23 protein-coding genes are annotated in these 25,272 nt (G+C 43.3%); 13 read left to right on the top strand and 10 right to left on the bottom strand.

All coding sequences use genetic code 11. The annotated features are described in order from the left end of the window. Nucleotides 1–92 precede the first annotated feature (92 nt). A complete protein-coding gene (locus C8N29_RS02290) occupies nucleotides 93–467 on the top strand; it encodes a hypothetical protein (protein ID WP_146164408.1) in 375 nt (124 codons plus the stop codon). Nucleotides 468–768: 301 nt separating this feature from the next. Here the strand turns inward: C8N29_RS02290 and C8N29_RS02285 are convergent, their stop codons facing one another. The 5 genes from C8N29_RS02285 to C8N29_RS02265 form a co-directional block, all read right to left on the bottom strand. Continuing rightward, nucleotides 769–1,710, bottom strand: coding sequence for a DMT family transporter (locus tag C8N29_RS02285; protein ID WP_107864399.1), 942 nt, complete (start codon nucleotides 1,708–1,710; stop codon nucleotides 769–771). Between the two features lie 310 nt (nucleotides 1,711–2,020). Continuing rightward, the gene (locus tag C8N29_RS02280; RefSeq protein ID WP_107864398.1) at nucleotides 2,021–2,713 is read right to left on the bottom strand and encodes a YebC/PmpR family DNA-binding transcriptional regulator; all 693 of its coding nucleotides are present in this window, start codon (nucleotides 2,711–2,713) and stop codon (nucleotides 2,021–2,023) included. Nucleotides 2,714–2,729: 16 nt separating this feature from the next. Beyond that, nucleotides 2,730–3,521 carry an iron chelate uptake ABC transporter family permease subunit gene (locus tag C8N29_RS02275; RefSeq protein WP_107864397.1) on the bottom strand — a complete coding sequence of 264 codons (792 nt, stop codon included), beginning with the start codon at nucleotides 3,519–3,521 and terminating at the stop codon, nucleotides 2,730–2,732. A gap of 12 nt (nucleotides 3,522–3,533) precedes the next feature. After that, nucleotides 3,534–4,316 carry a zinc ABC transporter ATP-binding protein ZnuC gene (znuC, locus tag C8N29_RS02270; RefSeq protein ID WP_107864396.1) on the bottom strand — a complete coding sequence of 261 codons (783 nt, stop codon included), beginning with the start codon at nucleotides 4,314–4,316 and terminating at the stop codon, nucleotides 3,534–3,536. Next, on the bottom strand, nucleotides 4,313–4,855 hold the full coding sequence (locus C8N29_RS02265) for a transcriptional repressor (protein WP_275656192.1): 543 nt from the start codon (nucleotides 4,853–4,855) through the stop codon (nucleotides 4,313–4,315). Before C8N29_RS02265 ends, znuC begins: the two co-directional genes overlap by 4 nt. A 63-nt stretch (nucleotides 4,856–4,918) precedes the next feature. Here C8N29_RS02265 and C8N29_RS02260 point away from each other — a divergent pair, with 63 nt between their 5' ends. Continuing rightward, entirely contained in the window at nucleotides 4,919–5,761 is an 843-nt protein-coding gene (locus C8N29_RS02260; RefSeq protein ID WP_107864395.1) for a metal ABC transporter solute-binding protein, Zn/Mn family, read from the top strand. 291 nt (nucleotides 5,762–6,052) lie between these two features. Then, on the top strand, nucleotides 6,053–7,165 hold the full coding sequence (locus tag C8N29_RS02255) for a GGDEF domain-containing protein (RefSeq protein WP_170106852.1): 1,113 nt from the start codon (nucleotides 6,053–6,055) through the stop codon (nucleotides 7,163–7,165). Here C8N29_RS02255 and C8N29_RS02250 read toward each other — a convergent pair. Further along, nucleotides 7,162–8,106, bottom strand: a complete 945-nt coding sequence (locus tag C8N29_RS02250; protein WP_107864393.1) for a homoserine kinase — start codon at nucleotides 8,104–8,106, stop codon at nucleotides 7,162–7,164. The two genes, C8N29_RS02255 and C8N29_RS02250, sit on opposite strands and share 4 nt — an antisense overlap. Nucleotides 8,107–8,334: 228 nt before the next feature. Between C8N29_RS02250 and C8N29_RS02245 the strand changes: the two genes are divergently transcribed. Together C8N29_RS02245 and C8N29_RS02240 are read left to right on the top strand one after the other, a co-directional pair. After that, nucleotides 8,335–9,144: a hypothetical protein gene (locus tag C8N29_RS02245; RefSeq protein WP_107864392.1), complete on the top strand. Its 810-nt coding sequence runs from the start codon at nucleotides 8,335–8,337 to the stop codon at nucleotides 9,142–9,144. 119 nt (nucleotides 9,145–9,263) lie between these two features. Continuing rightward, a complete protein-coding gene (locus C8N29_RS02240) occupies nucleotides 9,264–9,446 on the top strand; it encodes a hypothetical protein (RefSeq protein ID WP_107864391.1) in 183 nt (60 codons plus the stop codon). 26 nt (nucleotides 9,447–9,472) lie between these two features. On the opposite strand, the gene C8N29_RS02235 is transcribed toward C8N29_RS02240, so the two are convergent. Both C8N29_RS02235 and C8N29_RS02230 read right to left on the bottom strand, forming a co-directional pair. Continuing rightward, nucleotides 9,473–10,093 carry a Uma2 family endonuclease gene (locus C8N29_RS02235; protein WP_107864390.1) on the bottom strand — a complete coding sequence of 207 codons (621 nt, stop codon included), beginning with the start codon at nucleotides 10,091–10,093 and terminating at the stop codon, nucleotides 9,473–9,475. A 108-nt stretch (nucleotides 10,094–10,201) separates the two neighbouring features. Continuing rightward, on the bottom strand, nucleotides 10,202–11,347 hold the full coding sequence (locus tag C8N29_RS02230; RefSeq protein ID WP_107864389.1) for a DEAD/DEAH box helicase: 1,146 nt from the start codon (nucleotides 11,345–11,347) through the stop codon (nucleotides 10,202–10,204). A gap of 90 nt (nucleotides 11,348–11,437) precedes the next feature. Between C8N29_RS02230 and C8N29_RS02225 the strand changes: the two genes are divergently transcribed. The 4 genes from C8N29_RS02225 to polA all read left to right on the top strand — a co-directional run bounded on the left by C8N29_RS02225 (nucleotide 11,438) and on the right by polA (nucleotide 17,355). Then, a complete protein-coding gene (locus tag C8N29_RS02225; RefSeq protein ID WP_107864388.1) occupies nucleotides 11,438–11,983 on the top strand; it encodes a YaeQ family protein in 546 nt (181 codons plus the stop codon). 145 nt (nucleotides 11,984–12,128) lie between these two features. Next, a complete protein-coding gene (gene ahpC / locus C8N29_RS02220) occupies nucleotides 12,129–12,695 on the top strand; it encodes an alkyl hydroperoxide reductase subunit C (protein WP_107864387.1) in 567 nt (188 codons plus the stop codon). A 200-nt stretch (nucleotides 12,696–12,895) separates the two neighbouring features. After that, nucleotides 12,896–14,443, top strand: a complete 1,548-nt coding sequence (gene ahpF / locus C8N29_RS02215) for an alkyl hydroperoxide reductase subunit F (protein ID WP_107864386.1) — start codon at nucleotides 12,896–12,898, stop codon at nucleotides 14,441–14,443. A gap of 209 nt (nucleotides 14,444–14,652) precedes the next feature. Beyond that, complete coding sequence (polA, locus tag C8N29_RS02210) at nucleotides 14,653–17,355, top strand: DNA polymerase I (protein WP_107864385.1); 2,703 nt, start codon at nucleotides 14,653–14,655, stop codon at nucleotides 17,353–17,355. 62 nt (nucleotides 17,356–17,417) lie between these two features. On the opposite strand, the gene C8N29_RS02205 is transcribed toward polA, so the two are convergent. Further along, entirely contained in the window at nucleotides 17,418–18,158 is a 741-nt protein-coding gene (locus C8N29_RS02205; protein ID WP_107864384.1) for a hypothetical protein, read from the bottom strand. 537 nt (nucleotides 18,159–18,695) lie between these two features. Here C8N29_RS02205 and fadI point away from each other — a divergent pair. Further along, entirely contained in the window at nucleotides 18,696–19,994 is a 1,299-nt protein-coding gene (gene fadI, locus C8N29_RS02200) for an acetyl-CoA C-acyltransferase FadI (protein WP_107864383.1), read from the top strand. A gap of 40 nt (nucleotides 19,995–20,034) precedes the next feature. Here fadI and C8N29_RS02195 read toward each other — a convergent pair whose 3' ends face one another. Next, nucleotides 20,035–20,727, bottom strand: a complete 693-nt coding sequence (locus tag C8N29_RS02195) for an START domain-containing protein (protein ID WP_107864382.1) — start codon at nucleotides 20,725–20,727, stop codon at nucleotides 20,035–20,037. A gap of 577 nt (nucleotides 20,728–21,304) precedes the next feature. Between C8N29_RS02195 and C8N29_RS02190 the strand changes: the two genes are divergently transcribed. The 3 genes from C8N29_RS02190 to C8N29_RS02180 all read left to right on the top strand — a co-directional run bounded on the left by C8N29_RS02190 (nucleotide 21,305) and on the right by C8N29_RS02180 (nucleotide 25,257). Further along, nucleotides 21,305–21,928, top strand: a complete 624-nt coding sequence (locus C8N29_RS02190) for a methylamine utilization protein (protein ID WP_107864381.1) — start codon at nucleotides 21,305–21,307, stop codon at nucleotides 21,926–21,928. 8 nt (nucleotides 21,929–21,936) lie between these two features. After that, nucleotides 21,937–24,267: a putative bifunctional diguanylate cyclase/phosphodiesterase gene (locus tag C8N29_RS02185; protein WP_107864380.1), complete on the top strand. Its 2,331-nt coding sequence runs from the start codon at nucleotides 21,937–21,939 to the stop codon at nucleotides 24,265–24,267. Between the two features lie 285 nt (nucleotides 24,268–24,552). Next, the gene (locus C8N29_RS02180; RefSeq protein ID WP_107864379.1) at nucleotides 24,553–25,257 is read left to right on the top strand and encodes an START domain-containing protein; all 705 of its coding nucleotides are present in this window, start codon (nucleotides 24,553–24,555) and stop codon (nucleotides 25,255–25,257) included. The last annotated feature ends 15 nt before the right edge of the window (nucleotides 25,258–25,272 follow it).

Here is a 25,272-nt window from a genome sequence, read left to right as displayed (position 1 = left end):
TTTGCTACGCATTTAATGCGCATAATGTGCTCATCAACACCAAATCTACGCTAAAGACTTGGTTTTTCGATGCGGTTATAGGAGAAATGATAATGTCTAAATACCTACCTACTTTTATGTTAGGGCTAATACTCAGTAGCCCCGTCTTAGCCAACTCAGTGCAGGATTGTCCTCGTCAAGCCGATTTGAGCCGCCATTTACAACTCAATGCCAGCCAAACAGAAAAGCTGGAAAAACTGATGGCTAAACATCGCGCCGCGATGGATAAAATCCATGACCAATATCAGCAAACACATGACAACGAGCGGGCTGAGGTCGAAAAGCTACGTTCAAGCCAACGCGCAGAAATGGCGACGATTTTGAACGACAAACAAATGGCACAATTTGATAAGATGCTCAAACGTCGTCATCCCCCTCATCCGCCCATGCCTGATGCTGAGATGCGTGCGCCCACACAAACACATTAATAGGACTTACGCGGCTATCGCTTATTTGCTCACATTTCAACCGTTTTTATGGTTACTGAGCGGAGTCGAAGTAATGGTTTTATGTTCACAAAACGCGCTAATTTCGGTGAAATGCCTAAATCCTGATTACGTTATCTGCCCTCATCTGTCTCTCGCTACAAATAGATATTTGGGGACGACCCTTGATATCGATTTGATACAAACTCACCTTGCCACGCGTATCGCTATTGGCAAGGTGTTGTACGCAATTCTGTTTAGATGTTCAAGGTACTGATGCGCCTAATGTCAATAGCCGTTAGGCTTATAGCGCACTTTTGGATTCAGGACTTACAGCCTCTGCAGGGTTAAAATATAACTTTATGTCTTTGGCAAAATACGCCAATAAACCGAGCATGATAGACAACATGCCCCATGCGGTATCGCCATTAAATCGCTCGTCATTAAAGCAATATCCCCATAACAGCGCAAACATTGGTGTGAGTAACGTTGTCAACGAAATGGTTGCAGGGGCAAGCTGTTTGACCAAATAAAAATAACAAAACATCGCCACGACAGAAGCCATCACCACACTGTACAGTAAGGCCGTGATAGTGACAACCGACGGCATCTGTGTTGGTCTAAATGACCAATAAAAAGGTAAAACACATAACATCGCCACACTAGACAACAATAAAGAGCCTGTTGTTTGCGCTAAGGGATGTAATACTATGGTTTGTTTTTTTAATAAAAATACCGAAGCCACATAACAAAAAACCCCTAACAAGGTCAAAACAATACCTAAGGCATAGTGCTGTGTGCCGTGCTGCTCGTCATGGGCAAAAATCATCCATAACCCCAACAATGCCAGTATCAGTCCCGCCCATTGGTTTACCCCTAGTTTTTGCGTCTTAAAGACACCATGCGCCAACATCCCCACAAACAAAGGCGCTAAGCCAAATAGCAACGAAATCAAGCTAGATGGCAAATACACTGCCCCCAAATAGGTAAAAATCATCGCACCAAACAGGCTTAACATGCCAACGCTATAACTGACGAAGGCAGCTTTAGTCAGTGGTAATGGTGCTTTGCACAACCATAAACACAAGGTTGCAAAGGGCGTGGCTAAGGCAAAACGTAAGGCTAAGGCCCAAATTGGATGTAACTCGCGAATGCTTAACACGACGGCTAAAGGGGTAGTTGACCAAATAAAAACCAGCAAGGCATAACGACTGACTAAGTGCATCTGCGGGGGGTCGTTGTCCATGATTGCGCTCCAAAACAAAGGGACAGAAAATAAAAAAGGCCGCTAAAAGCGGCCTTTTTTGGGAAGATGGCAATTTCTGCTATTTCGGCCGCCAAAACAGAAGTACATGCCACACCACGACGCGGAGTGCGGCCTTCTTGGCACGAGCGGCAGCAAATGACGACACAGACACAGCCGCGACTGGCAGCTTGTCGTTACAGCGTTTGTGATTTACAAGGCGCAATAAAACGGAGGTCATGGTCATCATTCAATAAAAAATAGCTGTTTTGATAATCGCTAACTTATGTCTATCGGTCAAGTACTTTTCGCACTAAGCCCCTAAGCCCACATATACATGCTGCACATCGTCATCAGCATCCATCGCTTCTAAAAAGGCAATCACTTCATCCCGTTCAGCGTCTGCTAAACTGACGGGATTCTTGGCGCGATAGCCTAACTTTGCCGACTGTACGGTAAAACCGTGTTGTGGCAACTCACGACACACACTGTCTAAGTCTGTCATTGCGGTATAAAACGTGACTTCACCTTCGTCATCTACTTCAAAATCTTCTGCACCCGCTTCAATCGCTGCTAACTCCGCATCGGCTTGGCCTGAGGCTTCAATAATACCAAGGTGGTCAAAATCCCATGACACCGAACCTGACGCGCCTAATTGCCCTTTACGAAATAACACCCGCATACTCGAAATGGTACGGTTGACGTTATCGGTTAAACACTCAACAATCACGGGGACACGATGTGGAGCAAAGCCTTCATACACCACTTTTTCAAAGTTCACCCCACCATCCAATAACCCTGCGCCTTTTTTTATAGCACGCTCTAAGGTGTCACGCGGCATAGAAGCTTTTTTGGCTTGTTCAATCGCCAAACGTAAACGCGGATTCATGGCAGGGTCTGCACCATTACGTGCAGCTACCATGATTTCTTTAGACAATTTGCCAAACACCTTGCCCTTTAGGTTGGCAGCGACTTCTTTATGTTTCGCTTTCCACTGTGCACCCATGTGCGCTCTCCAGAAACTAATTTCGTTTTAATTTTTGCTGTAATTGCACGCCAACAAACAGCAATGCCGCTACAACCACAATACTCGGCCCGACGGGTGTATCCCCATAAAAACTGCCTGCCAAGCCCACACTCACCGCCACACTGCCCGTCATCGCCGCTACCAATGCCATCTGTGTAGGATGCTGTGTTAAAGGCCGCGCGACTAAGGTTGGAATGACTAATAACGCCGTAATCAGTAAGCTACCAACGACTTTCATGGCGACGGTAATCACCAGCACTAATAATACCAGTAATAGCAAGCGTAAACGAAGCACCGCTACCCCTTCGACCGCGGCTAATTCCTCATCTACCGCCACTAACACTAAAGCACGCCAAAAATAGGCCATCACCGCCATCACAACGAGCAATATGCCCGCTAATAACGGTAAATCTGCCTCGGTGAGGCTCAATAAATCACCAAACAAATAGGCCAATAAATCGACGCGAGCTGTCGGCAGTTGGCTAATGGCTATCAGGCCTGCACTGAGTGTCGTTGCAGATAATAACGATAATATCGCGTCTGACGGTAAATGTCGGCCTGCCAATAAACTGGCTAAAGCGAGTGCTAATAATAAACACACGCTCAAAATACCGCCCCAAACAGGGATTTGCCACCATAAACTCAAGGCAACACCTAATAGGGTCGCGTGCGACAAACTATCGCCAAAATAAGCCAGCCGCCGCCACACTAATAAACACCCTAACGGTGCAGCTGTCATGGCGACCAATACGCCACCCAACCAAGCAGGCCAAAGAATCTCCCACATGAAATGTACCTTTTAGGATAATGTCTGCCGACGCAAATCTAGACGTGGTGCAAGGTGAGGCGTAACACAGCCATGCGCATCGTGTTGATGGTCGTGATGATGACTATAAACTGCTAGACCCTGACTGCCTTGTAAGCCAAATAACCGTAAATATTCAGGATGGTTACTGACAGACTCTGGGTGTCCCTGACAACAAATATGCCCATTCAAACAGATGACTTTATCGGTCGCAGCCATCACCAAATGCAAATCATGGGACACCATCAAGACCCCACAACGGTGCTGCGTTGGTAATTGCGCAATCAGTTGGTAGAGTTCTTCTTGTCCTGTCAAATCTACGCCTTGCATTGGCTCATCTAAGACCAATAAATCGGGCTGCCTCAGTAAGGCTCTGGCCAATAAAATACGTTGCCATTCGCCACCTGATAGCGTGTGTACCGAATTGTTTAATAAATGCTCTGCACCAACTTCATTTAAGGCAATTAATAACTGAATGGGGGCGGGTTTGGGCGAGGCTAACTCTAAAAAATGACGCACAGTTAAGGGTAATGAACGGTCTAAGCGTAAAGCCTGCGGCATATAGCCAATACGCACCTTGTTCGCCAGTTGACGTACCCCTGCTGTCGGAGTAAGCAGGCCAACCGCCATTTTGACCAATGAGGACTTTCCCGAACCATTCGGGCCAATCAGCGTCACAATTTCGCCACGTTGTACCGTAAAGTCGATGTCTCGGACAATGATGCGTTGTTCATGCTGCCAACTGACATTCTGAAAAGCTAATAGGGTCTCGGTCATGGTGTCGTGGCCTGTAAACAATGCTGACAAACGCCCGTTAGCTCTAATACAGGCTGACGAATACTAAAGCCCACATGCGCGGCATGGCGATTGATTTCTTGTTGTAAGGTATGACTATCGGTCATTTCCTCGGCATTACCACACTGCTGACACAGAAAAAAACACGCTAAATGCTGTTGTTGTGGATGCGTACAACCTAAATACGCATTCAATGAGGCAATACGGTGTACCAAGCCCTGCTCTAATAAAAAATCTAAGGCACGATATACCGTTGGCGGTGCTGGCTTATGCCCTTCTTCGGTCAGTCTATCTAAAATAGCATACGCCCCTAGTGGTTGATGACTTGCCCATACCAACTCCAATACCCGTTTGCGAATAGCGGTTAAACGGACATTACGGTCGGCACATAAGCGCTCTGCTGCTTCTAGCGCACTATGAATACATTGTTCATGCTGATGGTGATGAAAAACATCGGGCGTCATGATTGGTAGAACCACAGAAATAATGTAATAATATAACACATCTACCACGGTAAACATGGTCTTTAACGCGTTTAATCGTGCTCCTGATTTTTCTGATTTAGCCTACCTAGCGACACATGCATGAAAGTACTTCTTTGCTTTTGTTTACTCATTCTCAGTGCCTTTTCTCACGCGTCCATTGTCACCACCATCAAACCGTTAACCTTAATTAGTAATGCGGTGACTGACGGCGTCGAACAAGCACAACAATTATTACCCATCGGTGCTTCAGCGCATCATTACGCGCTAAAACCGTCTGAGCGTTTGGCCATCCAACGTGCAGAATTAGTGATTTGGGTCGGTGCAGACCATGAAAGTTTTTTGGCAAAACTCATGGCCAATCATGCGCATGTTTTAAGTCTACGGAGTGTCAGTAGTCAAGCCTTGACGTGGCGAGACCTCAATAGCTTACAAGGCCAACCCAAAACCTTAGATAGTCATTTATGGTTAGCCCCCGACAATGCGATAAAGTTGGCCTATAAAATTGCAGAAATACGCGGCAAGCAGCGTCCCGAATATGCAGCCAAATATCAACAAAATGCTCATCATTTTGCCGAGCAGGTCAAAGGTACTTTAGTGCAAATCCAACAGCGTTTTGCCACACTCAAACAACGTGACTATTTAGCTTATCACGATGCCTATCAATATTTAGAAGCGAGCTTAGGTCTGCATTATCGTGGCAGTTTAACAGTCAGTCCCGAACAAAAAGCCGGGCTAAAACACGTCTTACAAATTAAACAACAGGCACAAGCACAAGCGTGGCAATGCTTGTTAACCGAACCACAATTTGACCGCAAATTTACCGAACAAGTGTTTGGTAAGCAGATGCGATATGCGATGGTTGATGAAAACTTTAGCCAAGCCAGCAGCTATAGTATGGGACTACAACAAATTGCCGATACGATTTTTAAGTGCTTACAGTAGGGTCTGTTGACTACTGCTAAGCGGTACGAAAGTGCCATAAATAATATTGGTATGCGTTAGCGTTTTGCTCTATGATTAGGCCAATAAATAAACACTCGCATAGTCATACTAGGGATACTCCCTTGCTCTTGTGTTGTTTTGTGATAATGACAACACTTTTTACGACTCAAGCCATACCACAGACGATTATCATGGCTGATTACACGCTGACTATGCTCGGACGCACTTAAAGCGTTTTATGACTTACAACAACAACCGACATATCAGATGATGACACACGCTAGTGGTACTATGGCTACACCCCCATTTTATAGCCGTATCCTTGACTTTTTATTAAGCACGAATAGCAAGCAGCGTTTGCGAATACGCCGTTCTTTATTGGCGGGCTTAGTCTTTGTTGTCTCTGTAGGTATTACACTCTATTTTTCATCTGTAGGGGGTATGAATCCTCAGCAAGCGCATTGGCTGAATATTGGCATGTTATGCTCATGTTTGGGCTTTTATATTGCCTTACGTACGGGTATCAATCTACGTTTCAAAGAACCTGCGCTGACCTTACCACAAGTATTAGTCGCCCTGACGTGGATTTCGTTGTCATATACCGTCACGGGACAAGCGCACAGTAGCATCTTAAGTTTATATGCGTTAGTGATGGTATTTTGTATTTTTACCATGAGTGCCCGTAGCTCGGTGATTTCTGCCGCTTACGGTGTGCTAACCTTGGCAATTGCCATGCTTTATAAGGTCAACACCGACCCAGACAACTATCCCTTTGCCTTAGAGTTGGTCAATTTTATTTTGGCGCTGACCATTATGCCGACTATTGGCAGTTTGGCTGCACAAATCAGTGAAATGCGCGACAAACTAAAAGCCCAAAAATACGAGCTAGAACAAGCACTGGAACATATTAAAAAAATAGCCGCCCACGATGAATTAACAGGCCTTATCAATCGTCGCCGCATGAGTGAGGTCTTGGCTGAATATGTACAGAATCAAGAGCGTGAACCCACAGGGTTTTCGATTGCCATGATTGATTTAGACTATTTTAAGAAAATCAATGACCAGTATGGCCACTTAGTTGGCGATGAAGTGTTACACGGCTTTGCCGAAATTGCCAAAAACACACTGCGTAAAGCAGACTTATTAAGCCGTTGGGGCGGTGAAGAGTTTTTATTACTCATGCCCGAAACCAACGCTGGCCAGCCGAGCATTGGCTTAGACCGTTTGCGGAAATTGCTACAAGAGTATCCCATTAGCCAACATCAGCCTGCATTGCGTGTCAGCTTCTCAGCAGGGATTAGCAGTTATCGTCAACATGAAACCATCCATGAAACCATTAAACGTGCAGACGAAGCCTTGTATCAAGCCAAAGCCAATGGTCGAGATTGTACCGTTAACCGTTAAGATGCTAAGCGTGCTTTTACCATCGCTAACATTTCTTGCGGGTCTTTTTGTAACACATGCTCGCCTGTGCGACCTTCGGCGGCATTGCGTTTGGCAACACTCAGCCGTGACAACCAAAAACGTGTTGCTGCCATCGTCAAAAACGTGGGTAAGACTTCTTGCTCATCTTCGGTGAGTGTGCGTACTTTTTGATAGCCGCTTAAAAAGGCGTGATATAACGCTTGATTAAGAGCCACATTCGGCCAATCACTACAAAAATCATTGATGGTAATAGCAATATCTAACAACCAATAATCTTTACCCGCCTCGGAAAAATCTAAAATCGCTTTGAGTTCATCACCAGCAAATAAGGTGTTATCGCGAAATAAATCACCATGAATTAAGCCTTTAGGCAAATCATCAAAATCTTCGGTGGTTTCTTCAAAATCATTGAGCACAGTATCTAAAATCAACTGTTCAACTTGAGACATGCCATTGCGTGCTTTGGCGGCTTCTTTTTGCCACCAAGCTGCCCCATGTGCGTTGCTACGTTTGAGTGGGTATTTTTTTAGAGCCAAATGTAATTTTGCCAGTTGCTCGCCCATAATTTGTGCTTGGGCAACGTTAACCTGTAAGGGATGTTGACCTTGAATGCGCGGTGCTAATTGCGCGGCTTTATCTTTAATGGTCAATAAACTTTGACCATTATTGGCAATTAAAGGAGCGGCTACAGCCACGCCTGCTTGTTGCAGATGTTGTAATAAAGGGGCTAAAAAATTTGCCTCTTGGCCATTTAACTCTTCAAAAATGGTTAGCACAAACTCTTGGCCATTGGCAGTACTAACAAAATAATTACTGTTTTCTATTCCTGCTTGAATAGGTTGATAGCCAACCGCTTGTAATTGGTATTGGCTAACAAATTCTTGGATTTCGCTTAAGGTTAACTGAGTATAAACAGACATTTTATGACGCTCTTACGCCATAGCTTAGCCTTTGAGCATTGACAGGCCAACACAAAGCAACTAGCTTGGCTTAGTTAAAATATGAATAGTTAGATTATAACAGACAAGTTTAAGGAGACCTAAAATGAGCAGCAAAGTATTATATTTATGGAGCGTTGTAGACCGAGGTTTTGCTGATACCTACGATGAAGCACAAGCCATTTTTATGCGTTTAAGAGGAGGTTAATAATGGCGAATCGTCATGATGTGATTATTTGGGATGCCGATATTTATGGCGCACCAAATGGTTTTAGCGAATATACTTACCAAAAAGCCTATTCTTTGATAAAACAACCTGCCGAACCCAGTAAAAAATTACTGGCGTTTGCGCGTGATGTAGAAAAATACAGTCAATCCAATGATGTACCACCTGTCGTTGCTCAATATTTTGTGGGCTTTGAAGATGATATAAAAGCCGAAGGTATGGCTGCTTACTGTTTTAACCTGCCTGAATATAACTGGCAACACATTGTCAAAATTTTATTACAAGAAGCCATTAAACATGGTTTAGCCTTATTTGATGAGCAAATTATTTTAGTGTTGTTACCTAATGGCACAATTTTGCCAGAAAATAGCCGTAAATCGTGGTTACAGATTTTAAATGCCCCCAAACAAAAAAATGCCTTTCCCGAAACAGTCGCTGAATTTTACACCCTTATTAAAACACGCATCGGCGCATTATTGGCTGAGCATAATTTTGTGGTAGACAGAGATGAATTAAGTGAATATGGTGAAGAGTTTTATATTAACTATATGCGACAAATTTCATCAGGAAATCATCAAATTAGCTTTGACTGTAGAGGGGGCGATGGTCAATTTACATTGATGAGTTTTTTTCAAATCGTTGAAAATACGATGATTGACATTGTTCAATTATCCGATTTTAAATTTCCTATGAATGCGGGGGGGGGGTTTATTTTAATATCGCCAATATTCTCTCCTCTCAAGAGAGCAGATTTAAGATTTATAACTGGGAAAGTTTTGAAGAGTTTTTATTAACGCTAAAACAGAGTGCTTTAAGATGGTCAGATGCAGCATTAGATATTAAAGGAATTGATGCGCTGTTCAATGGTGACATAGACAAAAGAGTCAAAGAAAGTTTGCATCGAAAATGGTTTATGCCCTATGCCTTAACCGTGGCGCGTTTAGCCAATAACCCCGACTTTAATGAGCTAGTCGTTAGTTTGGGTAAATTTGGTTTCGGCGAAAAAAAATGGTCTGCAACACAAAAAATAGCACCAAGTATTGCATGGCCAAAACTCGTTCAATATCTTCGTGATGAGGTAAAACCGTTGGTTTAAACATAAGTCGGGGTTTAACCCGACTTTTATCCGTTATTAGCATCAGGCGTTTTTTGCGCTAGCCAATCGGCCATTTCTTCATTTTGCACACGGTCATAAATGTCAGCAACCGTTAGCGTCAAATTAATGGACTCAAAAGTCACACTATCACCTAAAAAAAACTCCTCAGAAATCCAATTACTACGGCGACGACGAATAATCACCTCAACGACATCTTGTTCAACCAACACATATTCTTGCAAAGTTTCAATTTGTTGATAAAGATGACGTTTTGTGACTTTATCACGGTAATGCGTTGACTTAGATAATACTTCAACCACTATCACAGGCGTAGTTAGTGTATTGTCCTCTGCTTTGTTTACCGAACAATCGACCACGACATCGGGATACACATAATTAGAACGACCATACGGCATTGGCATTTTTACTTTGGTGCTTTCTGCAAATACTTCGCATGGTTTGCCTTCAAGATAGTTACCAATTTTGCGAGCAAGATTTTGAGTAATTCGACCATGATTAAAACTACCGCCAACCATCGCATAAACATAACCATCAATATATTCGTGACGAATGTCGGTTTGTTTTTCTAACTCAAGGTAAGCCTCTTCACAGATTGGCTCATCTAAATTACGCACAGCAGAAGCCATAATACACCTCAAAAAATGGTTGATAGCTCATTTTTGTTTTTCTCATAATCAATGCCAAAATAAACCCAAAAGCCAAAATTTCTTTGTATTTTTCATCAAACACAAACATTAGGTTAACAACAATTGTTCACGTGGCAAACGTTTTTTCATGCGTTTTTCAATCAAGCGAAAATGCTCTTCATCTTCTTCGGTAATTAATGCCACAGCATAACCTTGTTGACCTGCACGGCCTGTACGACCAATGCGATGAATATAATCATTGGCTGAGCGTGGCAATTCAAAATTCACTACATAAGGCAATTGTTGAATATCAATACCGCGTGCAGCCACATCGGTGGCAATCAATACGCGAATTTTTTTGGCTTTAAAATCCTCTAAGGCCTTGTTACGCGCACCTTGACTTAAATCGCCATGAAACGCGGCCGCTTGAATACCTGCTTTGGCCAACTTTAATACCAAACGATTACAGGTGTTTTTAGCACTGGCAAACACTAATACTTGTTGCCAATTTTCACTGTGAATTAAATGAATTAGAGCAGCATTTTTACGTTCTTGCTCAACGACATATACATGCTGCTCAATTAAATTTTCGTCTTGTTTCGCAAGGTTAATTTCGAGAGGTTGATGTAATAATTGCTCAATCAACTGTTGTAATTCGGGTGGAAACGTCGCCGAAAATAACAAATTTTGGCGTTTTTTAGGCAACACTTTAAGAATTTGGGTTAATTCTTCACTAAAGCCTAATCCAAGCATCTTGTCGGCTTCATCCAACACTAAATACGCTAACGCATCGCACTTAAGCGCATTATGTGCCATTAAATCGAGCAAACGGCCTGTTGTCGCCACAACAATATCTGCACCGCCACGCAGCGCTAACATTTGTGGGTTAATAGAAACCCCACCAAACACTGTACATACCTTGAGACGTGGCTGCAAATATTGACCATAACTATTGATGGCCTGACCTATTTGTATGGCTAATTCACGAGTAGGTGCAAGAACTAAGGCGCGAATCTGATTGCCTTTCGCCTGACTTGTTTGTGCTTGCTGAGATAAACGTTGCAACAACGGTAAAGCAAAGGCAGCGGTTTTGCCTGAGCCTGTTTCTGCGCCTGCCACCACATCACGTCCCTGCAAAATTGCGGGAATAGCGGTTTGTTGGATGGGGGTGGGTTGTTGGTAATTAAGCGCATTGACGGCTTTAACTAATAAAGAATCAATACCAAGATGGCTAAAAGTAGGCGTAGAAGTCATTAACAATCGTTTCAAAGATGAAAAGTAGCCGCTATTTTAACGTAATTCTGTTATGTTACTCGGCTTATTTTTGCAAGATAGATAGTCGACATGGCGCTTAAATCTACCATTTTTAAAGCAGAACTCTCTATTACCGATATGGATAGAGATTATTATGCAACACATCAACTCACCATTGCTCAGCATCCGTCAGAAACCGATGAACGGATGATGATTCGACTTGTCGCTTTTGCCTTATATGCCAGTGAGTCTTTGCAATTTACCAAAGGTTTAAGTGCTGAAGATGAACCTGATTTGTGGCAAAAAAACCTACGCGATGAAGTCGAGTTGTGGATTGATTTAGGCCAACCCGATGAAAAACGTCTACGTAAAGCAGCGAGTCGTGGTCAACAAGCAGTGATTGTCAGTTATGGTGGGGGTACGGCGGATGTGTGGTGGAAAAAGACACAAGATAAACTTGGCCGTTTTGACAACTTAACGGTAATTAATTTGATTCCTAGCGAAGTCGAAGCCCTTGGCAAAGCCGTTGAACGTACCATGCAGATTCAATGCACTATTCAACAAGGCCAGTTGTGGTTTTCGATTGGTGAACACAGCATTGAAGTCAATCCTGTGTATTGGTTAAAGCCCATTTAATAGCTAAAAACTATTAAAATTTAATAAAAAATCAATTTCAACTATCTAAAAACTTTCGCTACGATTGGCCTCAGATTGAACAGCGACAGAGACATTTTCTTCAAATGTCTCTGTCCTAAACTTAAACTCTCTGAGGAAAATCATCATGGCAAACTTAATCAATACCACCGTAAAACCTTTCAAAACCACGGCTTATCACAACGGCAAATTTGTTCCTGTTAGCAACGAAACCTTGTTAGGCAAATGGTCTGTGGTTGTCTTTTATCCTGCTGACTTCACCTTTGTTTGCCCAACAGAACTCGGTGATTTAGCGGATAACTATGCCGAGTTTCAAAAATTAGGCGTTGAAATTTATGGTGTGTCTACCGATACCCATTTTACTCACAAAGCATGGCACGACACCTCTGACACCATCCGCAAAGTGCAATATCCTTTAGTTGGCGACCCAACAGGCACATTAGCCCGCAACTTTGAAGTGATGATTGAAGAAGAAGGTTTAGCCTTACGCGGTACGTTTGTGATTAATCCCGAAGGTCAAATCAAACTCTGTGAAATCCATGACAACGGCATTGGTCGTGATGCCAGTGAATTGCTGCGCAAAGTCAAAGCCGCACAATATGTTGCTAACCATCCTGGTGAAGTTTGCCCAGCAAAATGGCAAGAAGGTGCAGAAACCTTGAAGCCTTCTTTAGATTTGGTTGGCAAGATTTAATCATATTCTCATCATTAACGATTAAACGCCTCTCTTTGGCGCGATGTCAGTCAGTTAAGTGTTTTTACTGACTTCGACTCTGCTCAGTCAACGCAAAAACGCGCCCTGAGCGGAGTCGAAGGGCTGTTATTAAACACAAATTTCTCTTAACTGACCAGCATTGCTCTCAAGAGGGGACTTAATTCTACTGGAGTCATATCATGTTGGATGCCAACTTAAAAGCTCAATTACAAGCCTATTTAGAACGACTGGTTAATCCCATTGAATTGATTGCCAGTTTAGATGACAGCCAAGCCGCGCAAGAATTGCATCAGTTATTGCAAGAAATTGCTGGTTTAAATGCCAAAATTCGTCTTGCCGAACCTGTCTCTGGTGAACGTCAACCTTCATTTGCGATTGCGCGTGTGGGAGAAACACCTAGAGTACGTTTTGCAGGCATCCCTTTAGGGCACGAATTTACCTCTTTAGTATTAGCCTTATTACAAGTCAGCGGTTATGCCCCCAAAATTGAGGCGGCGATTGCTGAGCAAATTAAAGGCTTGTCTACTCGCTTAAATTTTGAAACCTATGTCTCGTTGTCTTGTCACAACTGTCCAGACGTGGTGCAAGCGTTAAATATTATGGCGGTACTTAACCCCAATATCAGTCATACCATGATTGATGGGGCGTTGTTTCAACAAGAAGTGACCGATAAAAACATTATGGCTGTGCCATCTGTACGTTTAAATGGTGCAGAGTTTGGTCAAGGCCGAATGACTTTAGAAGAGATTTTGGCCAAAGTAGATATTGAGGCCGAAGCCAAAGCCGCCGCTCAGTTACACGACAAAGCCCCTTATGACTTGTTAATTGTTGGTGGTGGCCCATCAGGGGCAGCCGCAGCGATTTATGCTGCCCGTAAAGGCATTAGAACGGGTGTCGTTGCCGAGCGTTTTGGTGGCCAAGTAATGGATACCTTAGCCATTGAAAACTTTATCTCGGTGAAAGAAACTGATGGCGCAAAATTAGCACGTTCTTTAGAAGAACACGTGAAAAGCTATGAGGTTGATATTATCAACAATCAACGTGCCAGCCGTTTAAGCCAAGATGACTTATTTCATGTTGAGTTAGCCAGTGGTGCAACCTTACGCAGCAAAGCCATTTTAATTGCCACTGGCGCACGCTGGCGCGAAATGAACGTCAATGGTGAACAACAATACCGTGGTCGTGGAGTTGCCTACTGCCCACACTGTGATGGGCCATTATTCAAAGGCAAAGCCGTTGCGGTGATTGGCGGTGGAAACTCAGGCGTAGAAGCAGCCATTGATTTAGCAGGCATAGTTAGCCATGTCACGTTATTAGAGTTTGATAGCAAACTACGTGCTGATGCCGTGTTGCAAAAGAAACTCTATAGTTTGCCCAATGTCACCGTCATTACCTCAGCCTTAACCACTGAAGTGCATGGTGATGGCCAAAAAATGACGGGCTTAAGTTATACCAACCGTTTGACTAACGAAAGTCATCACTTGGCTGTTGCTGGCGTGTTTGTCCAAATTGGTTTATTGCCCAATACTGATTGGTTAAAAGACACACTCAACTTAACTAATCGGGGTGAAATAGAAGTCAATTCACGTGGCGAAACCTCAATGGCGGGTGTGTTTGCTGCGGGTGATGTGACGACTGCCCCCTTTAAGCAAATTATTATTGCTATGGGTGAAGGTGCAAAAGCCTCATTAGCTGCCTTTGATTATTTGATTAGACAAGGGGCTTAGGTCTGCCCTTCAACTCCGCTCAGGATGCCTCTTGCGTTGCCTGAGTGGGGTCTGGTTGGTTGAGCGAAGTCGAAACCACGCCAGCAAAAAAGCCTTATAGGGCTTTTTATTTATCGTCACAATTTGACGCACCACGGACAAGCATTCTCCTCCCTCTACTTAACTACGCTATAATCCACGACAATTTCCGCTTTGTCTGAGTAGCTGCCATGTCGCGTAAACCACTGGTGTTGGTCGATGGTTCATTTTATATCTATCGTTCCTTTTTTGCCTTGCCTCCCCTGTCTACCAAAGACGGCCAACCCACAGGCGCAATTAAGGGCGCACTCAACGCCCTTAATAAACTACTCAAACAATATCAACCGAGCCATGTTGCTGTAATTTTTGATGCAGGTGGCGCAACCTTTAGACATGAACTGTCTGCCGATTACAAAGCACACCGCCCACCGACTCCTGCCGACTTAAAAGCACAATTTGCCCCTTTACAAGACATTGTACGGGCGATGGGTTTGCCTGTGTTATTAGAGCAAGGCGTCGAGGGGGATGATATTTTAGGCACATTAGCCGTTGAAGCCGCGAGTCATGGTTGGGATGTGATTATCTCTACAGGTGATAAAGACATGGCGCAATTGGTGAATGAGCGTATTACCCTTGTCAATCCGTTTATGGATACGGTGCTAGACGCAACTGGTGTAGAAGCCAAATTTGGCGTAAAACCGAGTCAAATTATTGATTATTTGGCTTTAGTCGGTGATGCCTCGGATGGCATTGCAGGTGTGCAAGGTGTAGGGCCAAAAACAGCGGTAAAATGGCTGCAAGAATACGGCTCAATTGCCAATTTAATTGCCAATGCCGCCAGTATTAAAGGTAAAGTCGGTGAAACTTTTAGAAATAGCCTTAGCCAAGTCGCGTTGAGTCAACAGCTCGCCACCATTGATTGTCAATTAGCCTTAAAAGTGCATCCTGATGCGTTAATTCGTCACACACCCAATCACACCGTCTTAAAAGACTTATATCAACGTTTTGAATTTAATGGTTTGTTAGCCAGCGTAGATGCTTCTGCCCTACCGACACTGGATGAGCAAAGTGAACCCGAAGCTCCACCGATTAGCACTAAATATCATACGGTTACGACAACTTCGGCATGGTCAGCGTTATTAGATAAACTCAATTTAGTCCCTGCATTTGCCTTTGATACCGAAACCACTAGCCTAAATTATAAAGAAGCGCGTATTGTCGGTTTTTCGGTGTCTTTAGTGGTCGGCGAAGCCTACTATGTACCGCTTGCACACAGTTATTTGGGCGCGCCCGAACAACTTGACCGTGATACGGTGTTAAAACAACTCAAACCCATTTTAGAAAATCCGCATATTGGCAAAATTGGTCAACATCTCAAATATGATACACATGTGTTAGCTAATCATGGCATTAGTTTACAAGGCATTGTCTTTGATACCATGCTCGCTTCTTATGTGTTAGATGCTACCGCTACTCGCCATAATTTGGATGATTTAGCCAAACATTATCTTAACTATCAAACCACGACTTTTGAGGAATTAGCGGGCAAAGGCGTAAAACAACTGACGTTTGACCAAATAGAAATTGACGCAGCGAGCAATTATGCCTGTGAAGATGCCGATATTACTTTAAGACTCAAAGAGTTATTTGTGCCTAAATTATTGGCAGAGCCATCACTCAATCATTTATTGCACGATATCGAAATGCCTGTTGCACCGATTTTGCAACAGATGGAAGCGCGTGGCACTTTATTAGACTTTGCCCAACTGCAAAAACTCAGTCAGCAAATGGGTGAACGTTTAACTGAACTCGAAAAACAAGCGCACGACATTGCAGGCACAGTGTTTAACTTAGCCTCCCCAAAACAATTAGGTGAAATTTTATTTGATAAATTAGGTTTAGAAGGGGGCAAAAAAACGGCAACAGGCCAATATGCAACCGGCGAAAATATCTTAGAGCAGTTAGAACATCCTTTAGCTAAAGTGATTTTAGAGCATCGCAGTTTAAGTAAATTAAAAGGCACTTATACAGATACTCTGCCCAAAATGGCTAATCCTGTCAGTAAACGTATTCATACCTCGTATCATCAGGCAGTGACTGCCACAGGTCGTTTGTCATCGTCCGACCCTAATTTGCAAAATATTCCTATTCGTAGTGCTGAGGGTCGCCAAATTCGCCAAGCGTTTATTGCCGCCGACGGTTATCAATTAGTGGCTGCCGACTACTCGCAAATTGAATTACGCTTAATGGCACATTTAAGCCAAGATGAACGTTTATTACACGCGTTTAGCATGGGCGAAGACATTCACAAAGCCACCGCCGCCGAAGTCTTTGGTATCCCTCTCAATGAGGTCAGCAACGAGCAACGCCGTAACGCTAAAGCCATTAACTTTGGTTTGTTATATGGTATGTCAGCCTTTGGTTTAGCTAAACAAATCAATGCCTCGCGTAGCGAAGCCCAAGCCTATATTGATTTATATTTTAATCGTTATACAGGCGTTAAACGTTATATGGACAATATTCGTCATCAAGCGGGTGACAAAGGTTTTGTCGAAACCTTGTTTGGCCGCAAATTACCGATGCGTGATATTCATTCTAAAAACCCGAGCATTCGCCAAGCGGCAGAACGCGCTGCCATTAATGCACCGTTACAAGGCTCAGCAGCAGACATTATTAAATTAGCCATGATTGCCGTTGATGCTCAACTCAAACTGCAACAATTAGACGCTTATTTGTTATTACAAGTTCATGACGAATTGGTGTTAGAAGTCAAAAACGAGCATGTAGAGCGCGTCAAAGCCATGTTGCCGATTGCCATGAGTGGTGTAGCTAATTTAGCTGTACCGTTATTGGTGGAAGTGGGTGTTGGTAACAATTGGGATGAGGCACATTAATAATCTTGATACGCAATGACTGCCTCACGCGCAGTCATTGCCTTAAGACAAATGTTTTGAATTTATTGCGTTATTTTAGCCAAAATCTCATTCAGTTGGTTGGCAACAGCAGGTGGCTGCTTATGCACCTGTGTTTGACAAATCGTTAATACGCGAGGATGCACCTTTGCATTACTCAACAAAGACCATTTAGCCGCGCCTGCAATGGCCAATAACAGCAAACCTGCTTTACCTTTGGCCATGATTGCTTCTTTATGACTGTCATCTAACCATTGTGTTGCACTGATAATCTGCTCGACTGCACGGCCTTGTCCTGTGGCAAAAAAATGCCCCCACCATGCATCTAATACCCACGGGCCACGCTCTACCGTTAATGCCAAGATATTCACGGCATTGCTCATTAAAAAGCCTAAGCGCGCTTGAAGTGCTGGCTTATTAATTAAGGCGGCTTGTACCAATGCGGTGGTATTGGGTTGTGCTAAGTCGGCATACCAAACACCTATTAAAATCGCGCTATATAAATTGTCATTCGTGTCCTTTAATTCTTCTAGTAACTGAGTGGCAAGCTGGGGCTGTTGTTGTACTGCGCCCGCAATAAAACCAAATAAAAAAGGGGTCGCTTTTTGCCAATCTTGCGCAGGCATATGTTGGTTGAGGTCTTTGAGCGCAGTGACTAAATTGGCAGGCTCAGGCTGTTGATAATAATGCTGTAACCATTGATTGGCTTGGTCTATGGAGTCAAATGCCGCATGTACGGTTTGTGCAAGCATCATCACCAGCATGATAAGGATTTTTTTTAACATTCATTGGCTTCCTGTGCATGAAATTAAGATAGACAGTGTAACTTAACCTAAGTTCGGGATAAAAAAATGTTAATTTCTTGAATTTTATATAGAAATTATTTCAAGCCCTTATGACAGCCGCCTTCCGCGGGACTGACGTTGGTTTCGGCCAACGTCAGCAAAACTATTTCGTGGTGCAAAACTCGTTACTTAACCGCAATCCAGCCTTCGCCCTGCATGGCTCAGGCGTTCAGCGGGCAAGCAAGGGTGTTGCTTGAAAGCCCCGCTTCACCCTTGGCTCAAACAGTTGCACCACAACCTCCCAAGAGTGCCTTTGACGTTATAAACAGTCATATTTCAACTAAAAAGCCGTAGGCTTATCCCGAGCTTAAGTTAACTTAACAATCAAACAAGATGATACTGGACGATGTTTCTTTTGCAGAATGGATGCTTTAATTGACTATAGCTACACCGACTCTGGTCAGCATAGCCATAACACATTCTCCAAACTTACCTTACGATTGTCCAATTACATCCCCGCTCACAGGACACATCATCATGCCCAAAGCTCGCAAAATAATAGACCGTGTTGCGATTGTTGATGGGGTACGTACCCCGTTTGCTCGCATTGCCACTCACTATAAAGACTTAAATGCCATTGATTTGGGCGTGTTGGTGGTCAAAGAAATTATTGGTCGTAATAACCTTAGTCCTGCCGATGTACAACAATTGGTATTTGGCATGACGGTGATGATTCCTGAAGCCCCATTTATTGCCCGCGAAATTGCCCTCGCCTGTGGTTATAGCAACATGGATGCTTATTCGATTACCCGTGCGTGTGCCACCAGTTTTCAGACGACTGCCAGCTTAGCCGACAATATTTTGGCAGGTTATACCGATATTGGTATTGCAGGCGGCACAGACTCTACCACGTGTGTGCGTATTCCTTTATCGGCCAAATTAAGTGCCACCTTACGTGATGTCAATTTTGCCAAAACCACCAAAGATAAATTACGCTTATTGGCACAACTCAAAGCTAAAGATTTACTCCCCCAACGACCATCGATTACCGAATATTCAGTCGGTGAAACAATGGGCGAAAGCACCGAAAAAATGGTCAAAAAATGGGGCGTTAATCGTAGCGAACAAGATGATTTAGCCCATGCTTCGCACAGCAATGCGGCTAATGCGTGGGCTGAGGGGCGTATGGCTAAACAAGTCATGGCGGTCAAATTGGCTAATGGTACAACCGTCAGTAAAGACAATTTAATTCGCACACAGTCCCATCGTGCCGATTACGACAAACTGAAACCTGTGTACGACACAACGTCGGGTCGTGGCTCCGTGACCGCAGGCAATAGTAGCCCCTTAACTGATGGGGCAGCTGCGTTATTATTGATGCGCGAAAGTAAAGCCAAAGCCTTGGGCTATCAGCCATTAGGTTATATTCGTTCTTATGCTTTTGCTGCAAAAACACCACACGATGATTTATTGATGGGGCCTGTTTTAGCTGCACCGATTGCGATGGATAGAGCAGGTTTAAGTTTAAGCGATTTAACCTTAGTCGATATGCACGAAGCCTTTGCAGGTCAATTAGCCTGTAATTTACGCGGCTTAAATGATGCCGCCTACCTCAAAGAATATCTCAATCGTAGCAGTGCATTGGGCGACGTTGACCGTCGTATATTAAATGTCAATGGCGGCTCTATTGCCTATGGCCATCCCTTTGGTGCAACAGGCGCACGGGTGATTATGCAGGCCTTATATGAGTTACAACGTCGTGGTGGCGGTTTAGCCTTAACAACCGCGTGTGCTGCGGGCGGTGTGGGTGCGGCAATGGTCTTAGAAACCGACTAAGTCCTTAGCCCGAATATTATGTATTCGGGCTAACTTACCATCATTTTTGTGCGTACTTAAAGGCTAACGGGTCGTTTAACTGCTTGTATTCGGGCTTTTGTATCATACGATACAATCCCAACATGGTGGCATAGGGTGCTTGACGCTGTACCATATTCACTGTCCATGCGGGTAAATCCCCTGCAGGGTCAACCAAACCTTCTACTTCCATTTGCGTTTTTCCATCACGCAATGGGGTAAATTTAATATCGACATCAAATGCCGCGATTCGTGTCATATTCTGAGGGACAGGTAAGGTTGAAGCTGCCGATTTTAAGCTCAAACGCATATAAGGATGCACCACATCTTGATAAGGTTCTACCTTGGCATGAATCACTACATCTCTGTCTGTGGTTAAAGGGGCTTGAAAACGCATATAATAGACATATTCGGTATCAGACACTTTACTCAACAACTTAGAGTCTAAGGCTTCCCAGTACCATTTTTTTAAGTTTGCGACATCAAAATGAATACGTGCCAACGTCGCCAACGAAGCATCAACAACCGCCTCTACTTTGAATGAGCGAATCTTCTTACCCTCTTCATTTTTTGCATACGTCGTAATTTGACGTGAGTTATCTTGTTTAACGATAAACCATTCATTTTGTTGTTTTTGTAAGGTATTTAGGTCGTCTTTATCGGCGTAACTCCACATCGATAAACTCATTAACAATAAACAGAATAAATATTTCATGACCGTGCCTCCCTAACAACCAATATAGGCAGGACACACTCTAACAATGCGTATGATAAAATTTCGAGAAACTGCCTAACAATGAGTCACGATTAAGGCAATTCCGACCAGCGTACCCAAAAGGGTTATGAGTGGTTAATATCTTGCTAGAAGCACAGAGACACTAAAAAATTGTCCTATTTTTGTCCAATATCCTCTTGAGCGTTTTGTTCTTATTTGCCCAATCGCACAATATTGAGGATGGCTGATACTAGGGGCTGTTGATGTTTTAGGTGTGAGCCGCGTTGCTGCTAAAAATGGACTCAGACAAGGCACAAAACACAGCGAATAGTGATTCTATTGAGTCGTTTTGTCACAGCGTATGAGGCGATTTTTAACGCAAGCCAACGTGAAAGAACTATTTTATTATGTTGTAACAGTTTCAGGTATCTATAACACGCATTTATTGCTAAGGTTGTTTAGGTCTAATCACATGAGCCAAAGGTCTTAGGCTTTGACTGTGGACTATGCGAAATCTGGGCTTCTACATATACCCCTAAGCTAAACGGTGTTTTTAGCTTTGTACTGAGAATAGGCTATGTCTTTTTTATATCGTTTTTTGAGCCTGATTAGCTGTTTAATTGGCTTTAATATCTGCCATGCAGGTGAGATTAAGGTTCAAATCTTGACCGTCGATAATAAGCCGCTCTCCGAAGCTGTTGTTTGGCTAACCGCCAACCAAGATAAAAACACCAAAAAACAGGCTGTTATGGATCAAATTCGTAAAACCTTTGTACCGTATATTTTACCTGTACAAGTAGGCACAACCGTAGACTTTCCCAATTCAGATTCTATTAATCACCATGTTTATTCATTTTCGCCTGCCAAACGTTTTGAACTCAAATTAACACCCTCTAAAAATACGACCCATACCGTACTGTTTGATAAAGCAGGGATTGTGACCTTAGGTTGTAATATTCATGACTGGATGCTCGGGTATATTGTCGTTTTAGAGAGTGCTTATTTTGCCCAAACAGACAAAATGGGCATTGCCCGTATTGCCGAGCCTGAAGGCGGTGCAAAAGAGGTACAGATTTGGCATCCACAAATTAATGATGACCCGACGCAACTTGTGCAAAAAGTCAACGCCAAAAACCTGAATTTTAAGCTCACCAAAGCACTCAAACCCGATTTGCGTCGTAACATGAATGGGTTTGATTGAGTCCTGTTATGCGTAGTCTTAGAAGTACGATTTTTTTCTTTTTTGTTGGTTTACTCATGCTGGCCATGTGTATCAACTTTGGACTGGTCTATCGTAGCACGTACATACATACCAAAGCACAAATCGGCCAACAATTAGAGGCAGGCTGGAAAGTCTTTAAAAATGAACTCGATGCCCGACGTCTGAACCAAGCGCAACTGGCCTCATTAGTGACCCAAGATTTTGGCTTACGCTCAGAAATTGCCGCTTTTTCGAGTCAAGAAAACGTCGAATCCTTACAAGTCGTACTAAACAATTTTAGAGAGCGCAGTGCCGCCAATGTCGCCATTGCCGCTAACCATGAAGGACATATTTTAACCGCTACCGATGCGAATTTTGCAAACGACCCTGCTTTTTTAGATAGCATGTTGGTGGATAATGGCACGGGTACAGACCGCTTAATGGTGAAAAATGGCCAGCTTTATCATGTTTTTGTGAATCCCATTTATGCACCACCCCCCAATTTATTAGGCTGGTTTATTTTAGTTTATGCACTTAATGACCAAACGGCACTCAATTTGGCTCACATAACAGACCTTCATGTCTCTTTTGTACAACACGACGGCACACAAACACCGATATTAGCCAGTAGCTTAGCCTCCGAACAACGGGGGTTGTTAAACCTGATTGATTGGCAACCACATATCGACAGCCAAGAATTACAATTAGCACAAGACCAATTATTTTTGCTACATCACCTAGATGAGCGTCAAGATAATGGCCTCTATGTCATATTACAACGCTCGTTAAGTGAAGCCATGGTGGGCTATCAGCGATTATTTTGGCAATTGGTGATTATTGTCATCTTAACCTTGGGCTTTACCCTATTTGGTGCTTTTGTTATTGCCAACCAAACCAGTAAACCTTTATCCACACTAGCACAGTATGTACGTCGTATTGGCAGTGGTGATTACGGCCTTAGTCATACCCCTTCAACCAAACAACAGGAAGTACAAGTCCTATTTAATGAATTTGATAATATGCGTAAAGCGATTGCCGAACGGGAAGGACAAATTGCCTATGCCGCTTATCACGACCCACTCACCGACTTACCCAATCGTTTACGTTTTCAGCAGTTATTACAAGCCTATTTTAATGGTCATCAAGGTCAAACCACCGCGATTTTAGTCTTAGGTCTCAATCATTTCAAAGATATCAATGACACACTTGGTCACACCACAGGCGATATGTTATTACGGCAAGTGGGGCATCGTTTATTAGCAAAATGCCATCCACAGGACGAAATTGCCCGTTTTTCGGGTGATGCGTTTGTCGTGTTATTAACCGATGTCGAACGTAACGATGTACTCAAAGAGGCCATGTACTATAAGCAAATTTTTGACGACGCCTTTATGGTCGAAAATATTGCCATGTCTATTAACGCGGCGATTGGTATTGCCATTTATCCAGACCATGCCGAAGCAGCCAGCACCCTACTACAACGGGCAGAAATTGCCATGTATGTTGCCAAAGAAAAACGCCTACCCTGTGCGCTTTACACGCAACAACAGAATCGCTATAGCCTGTTACGACTGTCACTGATGAGTGAGTTACGTGGTGCCATTGCGCGTGGCGAATTAGTCTTATTTTATCAGCCTAAACTCGCTATCAAGCAGGGTAAAATTATCAGTGTCGAATGCCTAGTACGCTGGCAACATCCTGTACATGGCATGGTAAATCCCGATGATTTTATTCCACTGGCTGAGAAAACAGGCAATATCCGTTATCTGACCCTATGGGCGATTGACACCGCCTTGGCACAATGCCAACGTTGGCAAAACGAAGGCAAATTATTAGATGTTGCGGTCAATATTTCCTCTGTAGACTTACAGGACGCCAGTATTGTCGATTATGTACAACATACCCTAGAAAAATACCAACTAGCCCCTGCACGTTTAGCACTTGAAGTCACCGAAAGTGCCGTGATGTTAGACATCGAAAAAGCGATTGCCATGTTGACGCAACTGCATGATATGGGTGTGCGTTTAGCTATTGACGACTATGGAACAGGCTATTCGTCGATGGCACAACTTAAACGGTTGCCCGTTGACGAACTTAAAATTGATAAATCCTTTGTCATGGATTTATCTCATAACCGTGATGACACCATTATTGTCCGTTCTACCATTGAATTAGGCCATAACATGGGTTTGAAATTGGTCGCTGAAGGCGTAGAGAATCAGGATATTTTGACCTTACTTGGCCAATACCAATGCGATATTGCCCAAGGTTATGGCATTGGACGCCCCATGCCCAGTGATAAATTTGAGCAATGGTGGCAACAATACCACCTGTCTTAGGGGGTGTTGGCAAGGGATTTTGCCTACACAACCATCAACATTCACCGCACTCATCACACTGCTTAGCTACAGATACACTCATATAAGGTTAAAATACACAGAAAACGTGTTTTTTTCAGTCAATCATTAGCATTTACGTGTTAATGACCCTTATTCACATTGACAAAGCACCGCTTATCTAGAAATTGCTCAGCTATATCTGCTTTTCGTAACAGTGTTATTTCATGTAACCGTAGAATGCAGCGTGATATGTCTCACAATTTTAGCTAATGGTCATTGAACAGTATGAAAAAAGCTCTTGCCGCCTTATGCATTTTGTTAAGTTCGTACAGTTATGCTGCCAACGAAGACTTAGACGATTTACGTGCACCGAGTTTACCTGCCGCTGAGTGGCGTTTAATCAAAAACGATAAAACGCGCAATATTAAGGTCTACGACAAACGCGAAGAAGGCAAAACCTTACGCTCGTTTAAGGCGGAATATGAGGTAGAAGAAAGTTTTGAGACCTTAGCTAAAGTATATTTTGATTTTGAGAGTTACAAAGATTGGTATTATGAAGTCATTGACTCCAAACTACTGAAAAAAGTGTCTTCGACCGAATTTTATTATTATATTGTCCATAATGCCCCACCGACACTGGCCGACCGAGACGCGGTATTACATGCCGTGATTGAACCCTATAATGCCAAACGGGGTTATGCACTGTTCAAAATCAATTCCGTACCCGATTATTTACCCGCTAAACCTCCCTATGTACGTATTAAAGGCTATACCATCAATATTAAATTGATGCCCATAGGCAATAATAAAATTCGGGGCATTATTGAAGGTTACGTCGACCCTGGTGCAGCATTCCCAAGTTGGGCAATTAATTACGTGCAACGACGCGCGCCCTATGAAGGCGTATTAGGTTTTATGCGTGTCTTAAATACACGACAAATGACAGGTAAATATCAAACACCTGCGCCCTTTTCTTTCACCGAATCTTAGGGTCTGTTGACGTTT

The sequence above is a fragment of the Agitococcus lubricus genome (assembly GCF_003051055.1).
Lineage (GTDB): Bacteria > Pseudomonadota > Gammaproteobacteria > Pseudomonadales > Moraxellaceae > Agitococcus > Agitococcus lubricus.
This window is presented reverse-complemented; position numbering and strand designations above follow the sequence as displayed.

Excerpts from the sequence above, each read along its gene's own strand:
- C8N29_RS02290 (WP_146164408.1), top strand. The coding sequence starts at position 93 with ATGTCTAAATACCTACCTACTTTTATGTTAGGGCTAATACTCAGTAGC.
- C8N29_RS02285 (WP_107864399.1), bottom strand. The coding sequence starts at position 1,710 with ATGGACAACGACCCCCCGCAGATGCACTTAGTCAGTCGTTATGCCTTG.
- C8N29_RS02280 (WP_107864398.1), bottom strand. The coding sequence starts at position 2,713 with ATGGGTGCACAGTGGAAAGCGAAACATAAAGAAGTCGCTGCCAACCTA.
- C8N29_RS02275 (WP_107864397.1), bottom strand. The coding sequence starts at position 3,521 with ATGTGGGAGATTCTTTGGCCTGCTTGGTTGGGTGGCGTATTGGTCGCC.
- znuC (WP_107864396.1), bottom strand. The coding sequence starts at position 4,316 with ATGACCGAGACCCTATTAGCTTTTCAGAATGTCAGTTGGCAGCATGAA.
- C8N29_RS02265 (WP_275656192.1), bottom strand. The coding sequence starts at position 4,855 with ATGTTTACCGTGGTAGATGTGTTATATTATTACATTATTTCTGTGGTT.
- C8N29_RS02260 (WP_107864395.1), top strand. The coding sequence starts at position 4,919 with ATGAAAGTACTTCTTTGCTTTTGTTTACTCATTCTCAGTGCCTTTTCT.
- C8N29_RS02255 (WP_170106852.1), top strand. The coding sequence starts at position 6,053 with ATGGCTACACCCCCATTTTATAGCCGTATCCTTGACTTTTTATTAAGC.
- C8N29_RS02250 (WP_107864393.1), bottom strand. The coding sequence starts at position 8,106 with ATGTCTGTTTATACTCAGTTAACCTTAAGCGAAATCCAAGAATTTGTT.
- C8N29_RS02245 (WP_107864392.1), top strand. The coding sequence starts at position 8,335 with ATGGCGAATCGTCATGATGTGATTATTTGGGATGCCGATATTTATGGC.
- C8N29_RS02240 (WP_107864391.1), top strand. The coding sequence starts at position 9,264 with ATGCCCTATGCCTTAACCGTGGCGCGTTTAGCCAATAACCCCGACTTT.
- C8N29_RS02235 (WP_107864390.1), bottom strand. The coding sequence starts at position 10,093 with ATGGCTTCTGCTGTGCGTAATTTAGATGAGCCAATCTGTGAAGAGGCT.
- C8N29_RS02230 (WP_107864389.1), bottom strand. The coding sequence starts at position 11,347 with ATGACTTCTACGCCTACTTTTAGCCATCTTGGTATTGATTCTTTATTA.
- C8N29_RS02225 (WP_107864388.1), top strand. The coding sequence starts at position 11,438 with ATGGCGCTTAAATCTACCATTTTTAAAGCAGAACTCTCTATTACCGAT.
- ahpC (WP_107864387.1), top strand. The coding sequence starts at position 12,129 with ATGGCAAACTTAATCAATACCACCGTAAAACCTTTCAAAACCACGGCT.
- ahpF (WP_107864386.1), top strand. The coding sequence starts at position 12,896 with ATGTTGGATGCCAACTTAAAAGCTCAATTACAAGCCTATTTAGAACGA.
- polA (WP_107864385.1), top strand. The coding sequence starts at position 14,653 with ATGTCGCGTAAACCACTGGTGTTGGTCGATGGTTCATTTTATATCTAT.
- C8N29_RS02205 (WP_107864384.1), bottom strand. The coding sequence starts at position 18,158 with ATGTTAAAAAAAATCCTTATCATGCTGGTGATGATGCTTGCACAAACC.
- fadI (WP_107864383.1), top strand. The coding sequence starts at position 18,696 with ATGCCCAAAGCTCGCAAAATAATAGACCGTGTTGCGATTGTTGATGGG.
- C8N29_RS02195 (WP_107864382.1), bottom strand. The coding sequence starts at position 20,727 with ATGAAATATTTATTCTGTTTATTGTTAATGAGTTTATCGATGTGGAGT.
- C8N29_RS02190 (WP_107864381.1), top strand. The coding sequence starts at position 21,305 with ATGTCTTTTTTATATCGTTTTTTGAGCCTGATTAGCTGTTTAATTGGC.
- C8N29_RS02185 (WP_107864380.1), top strand. The coding sequence starts at position 21,937 with ATGCGTAGTCTTAGAAGTACGATTTTTTTCTTTTTTGTTGGTTTACTC.
- C8N29_RS02180 (WP_107864379.1), top strand. The coding sequence starts at position 24,553 with ATGAAAAAAGCTCTTGCCGCCTTATGCATTTTGTTAAGTTCGTACAGT.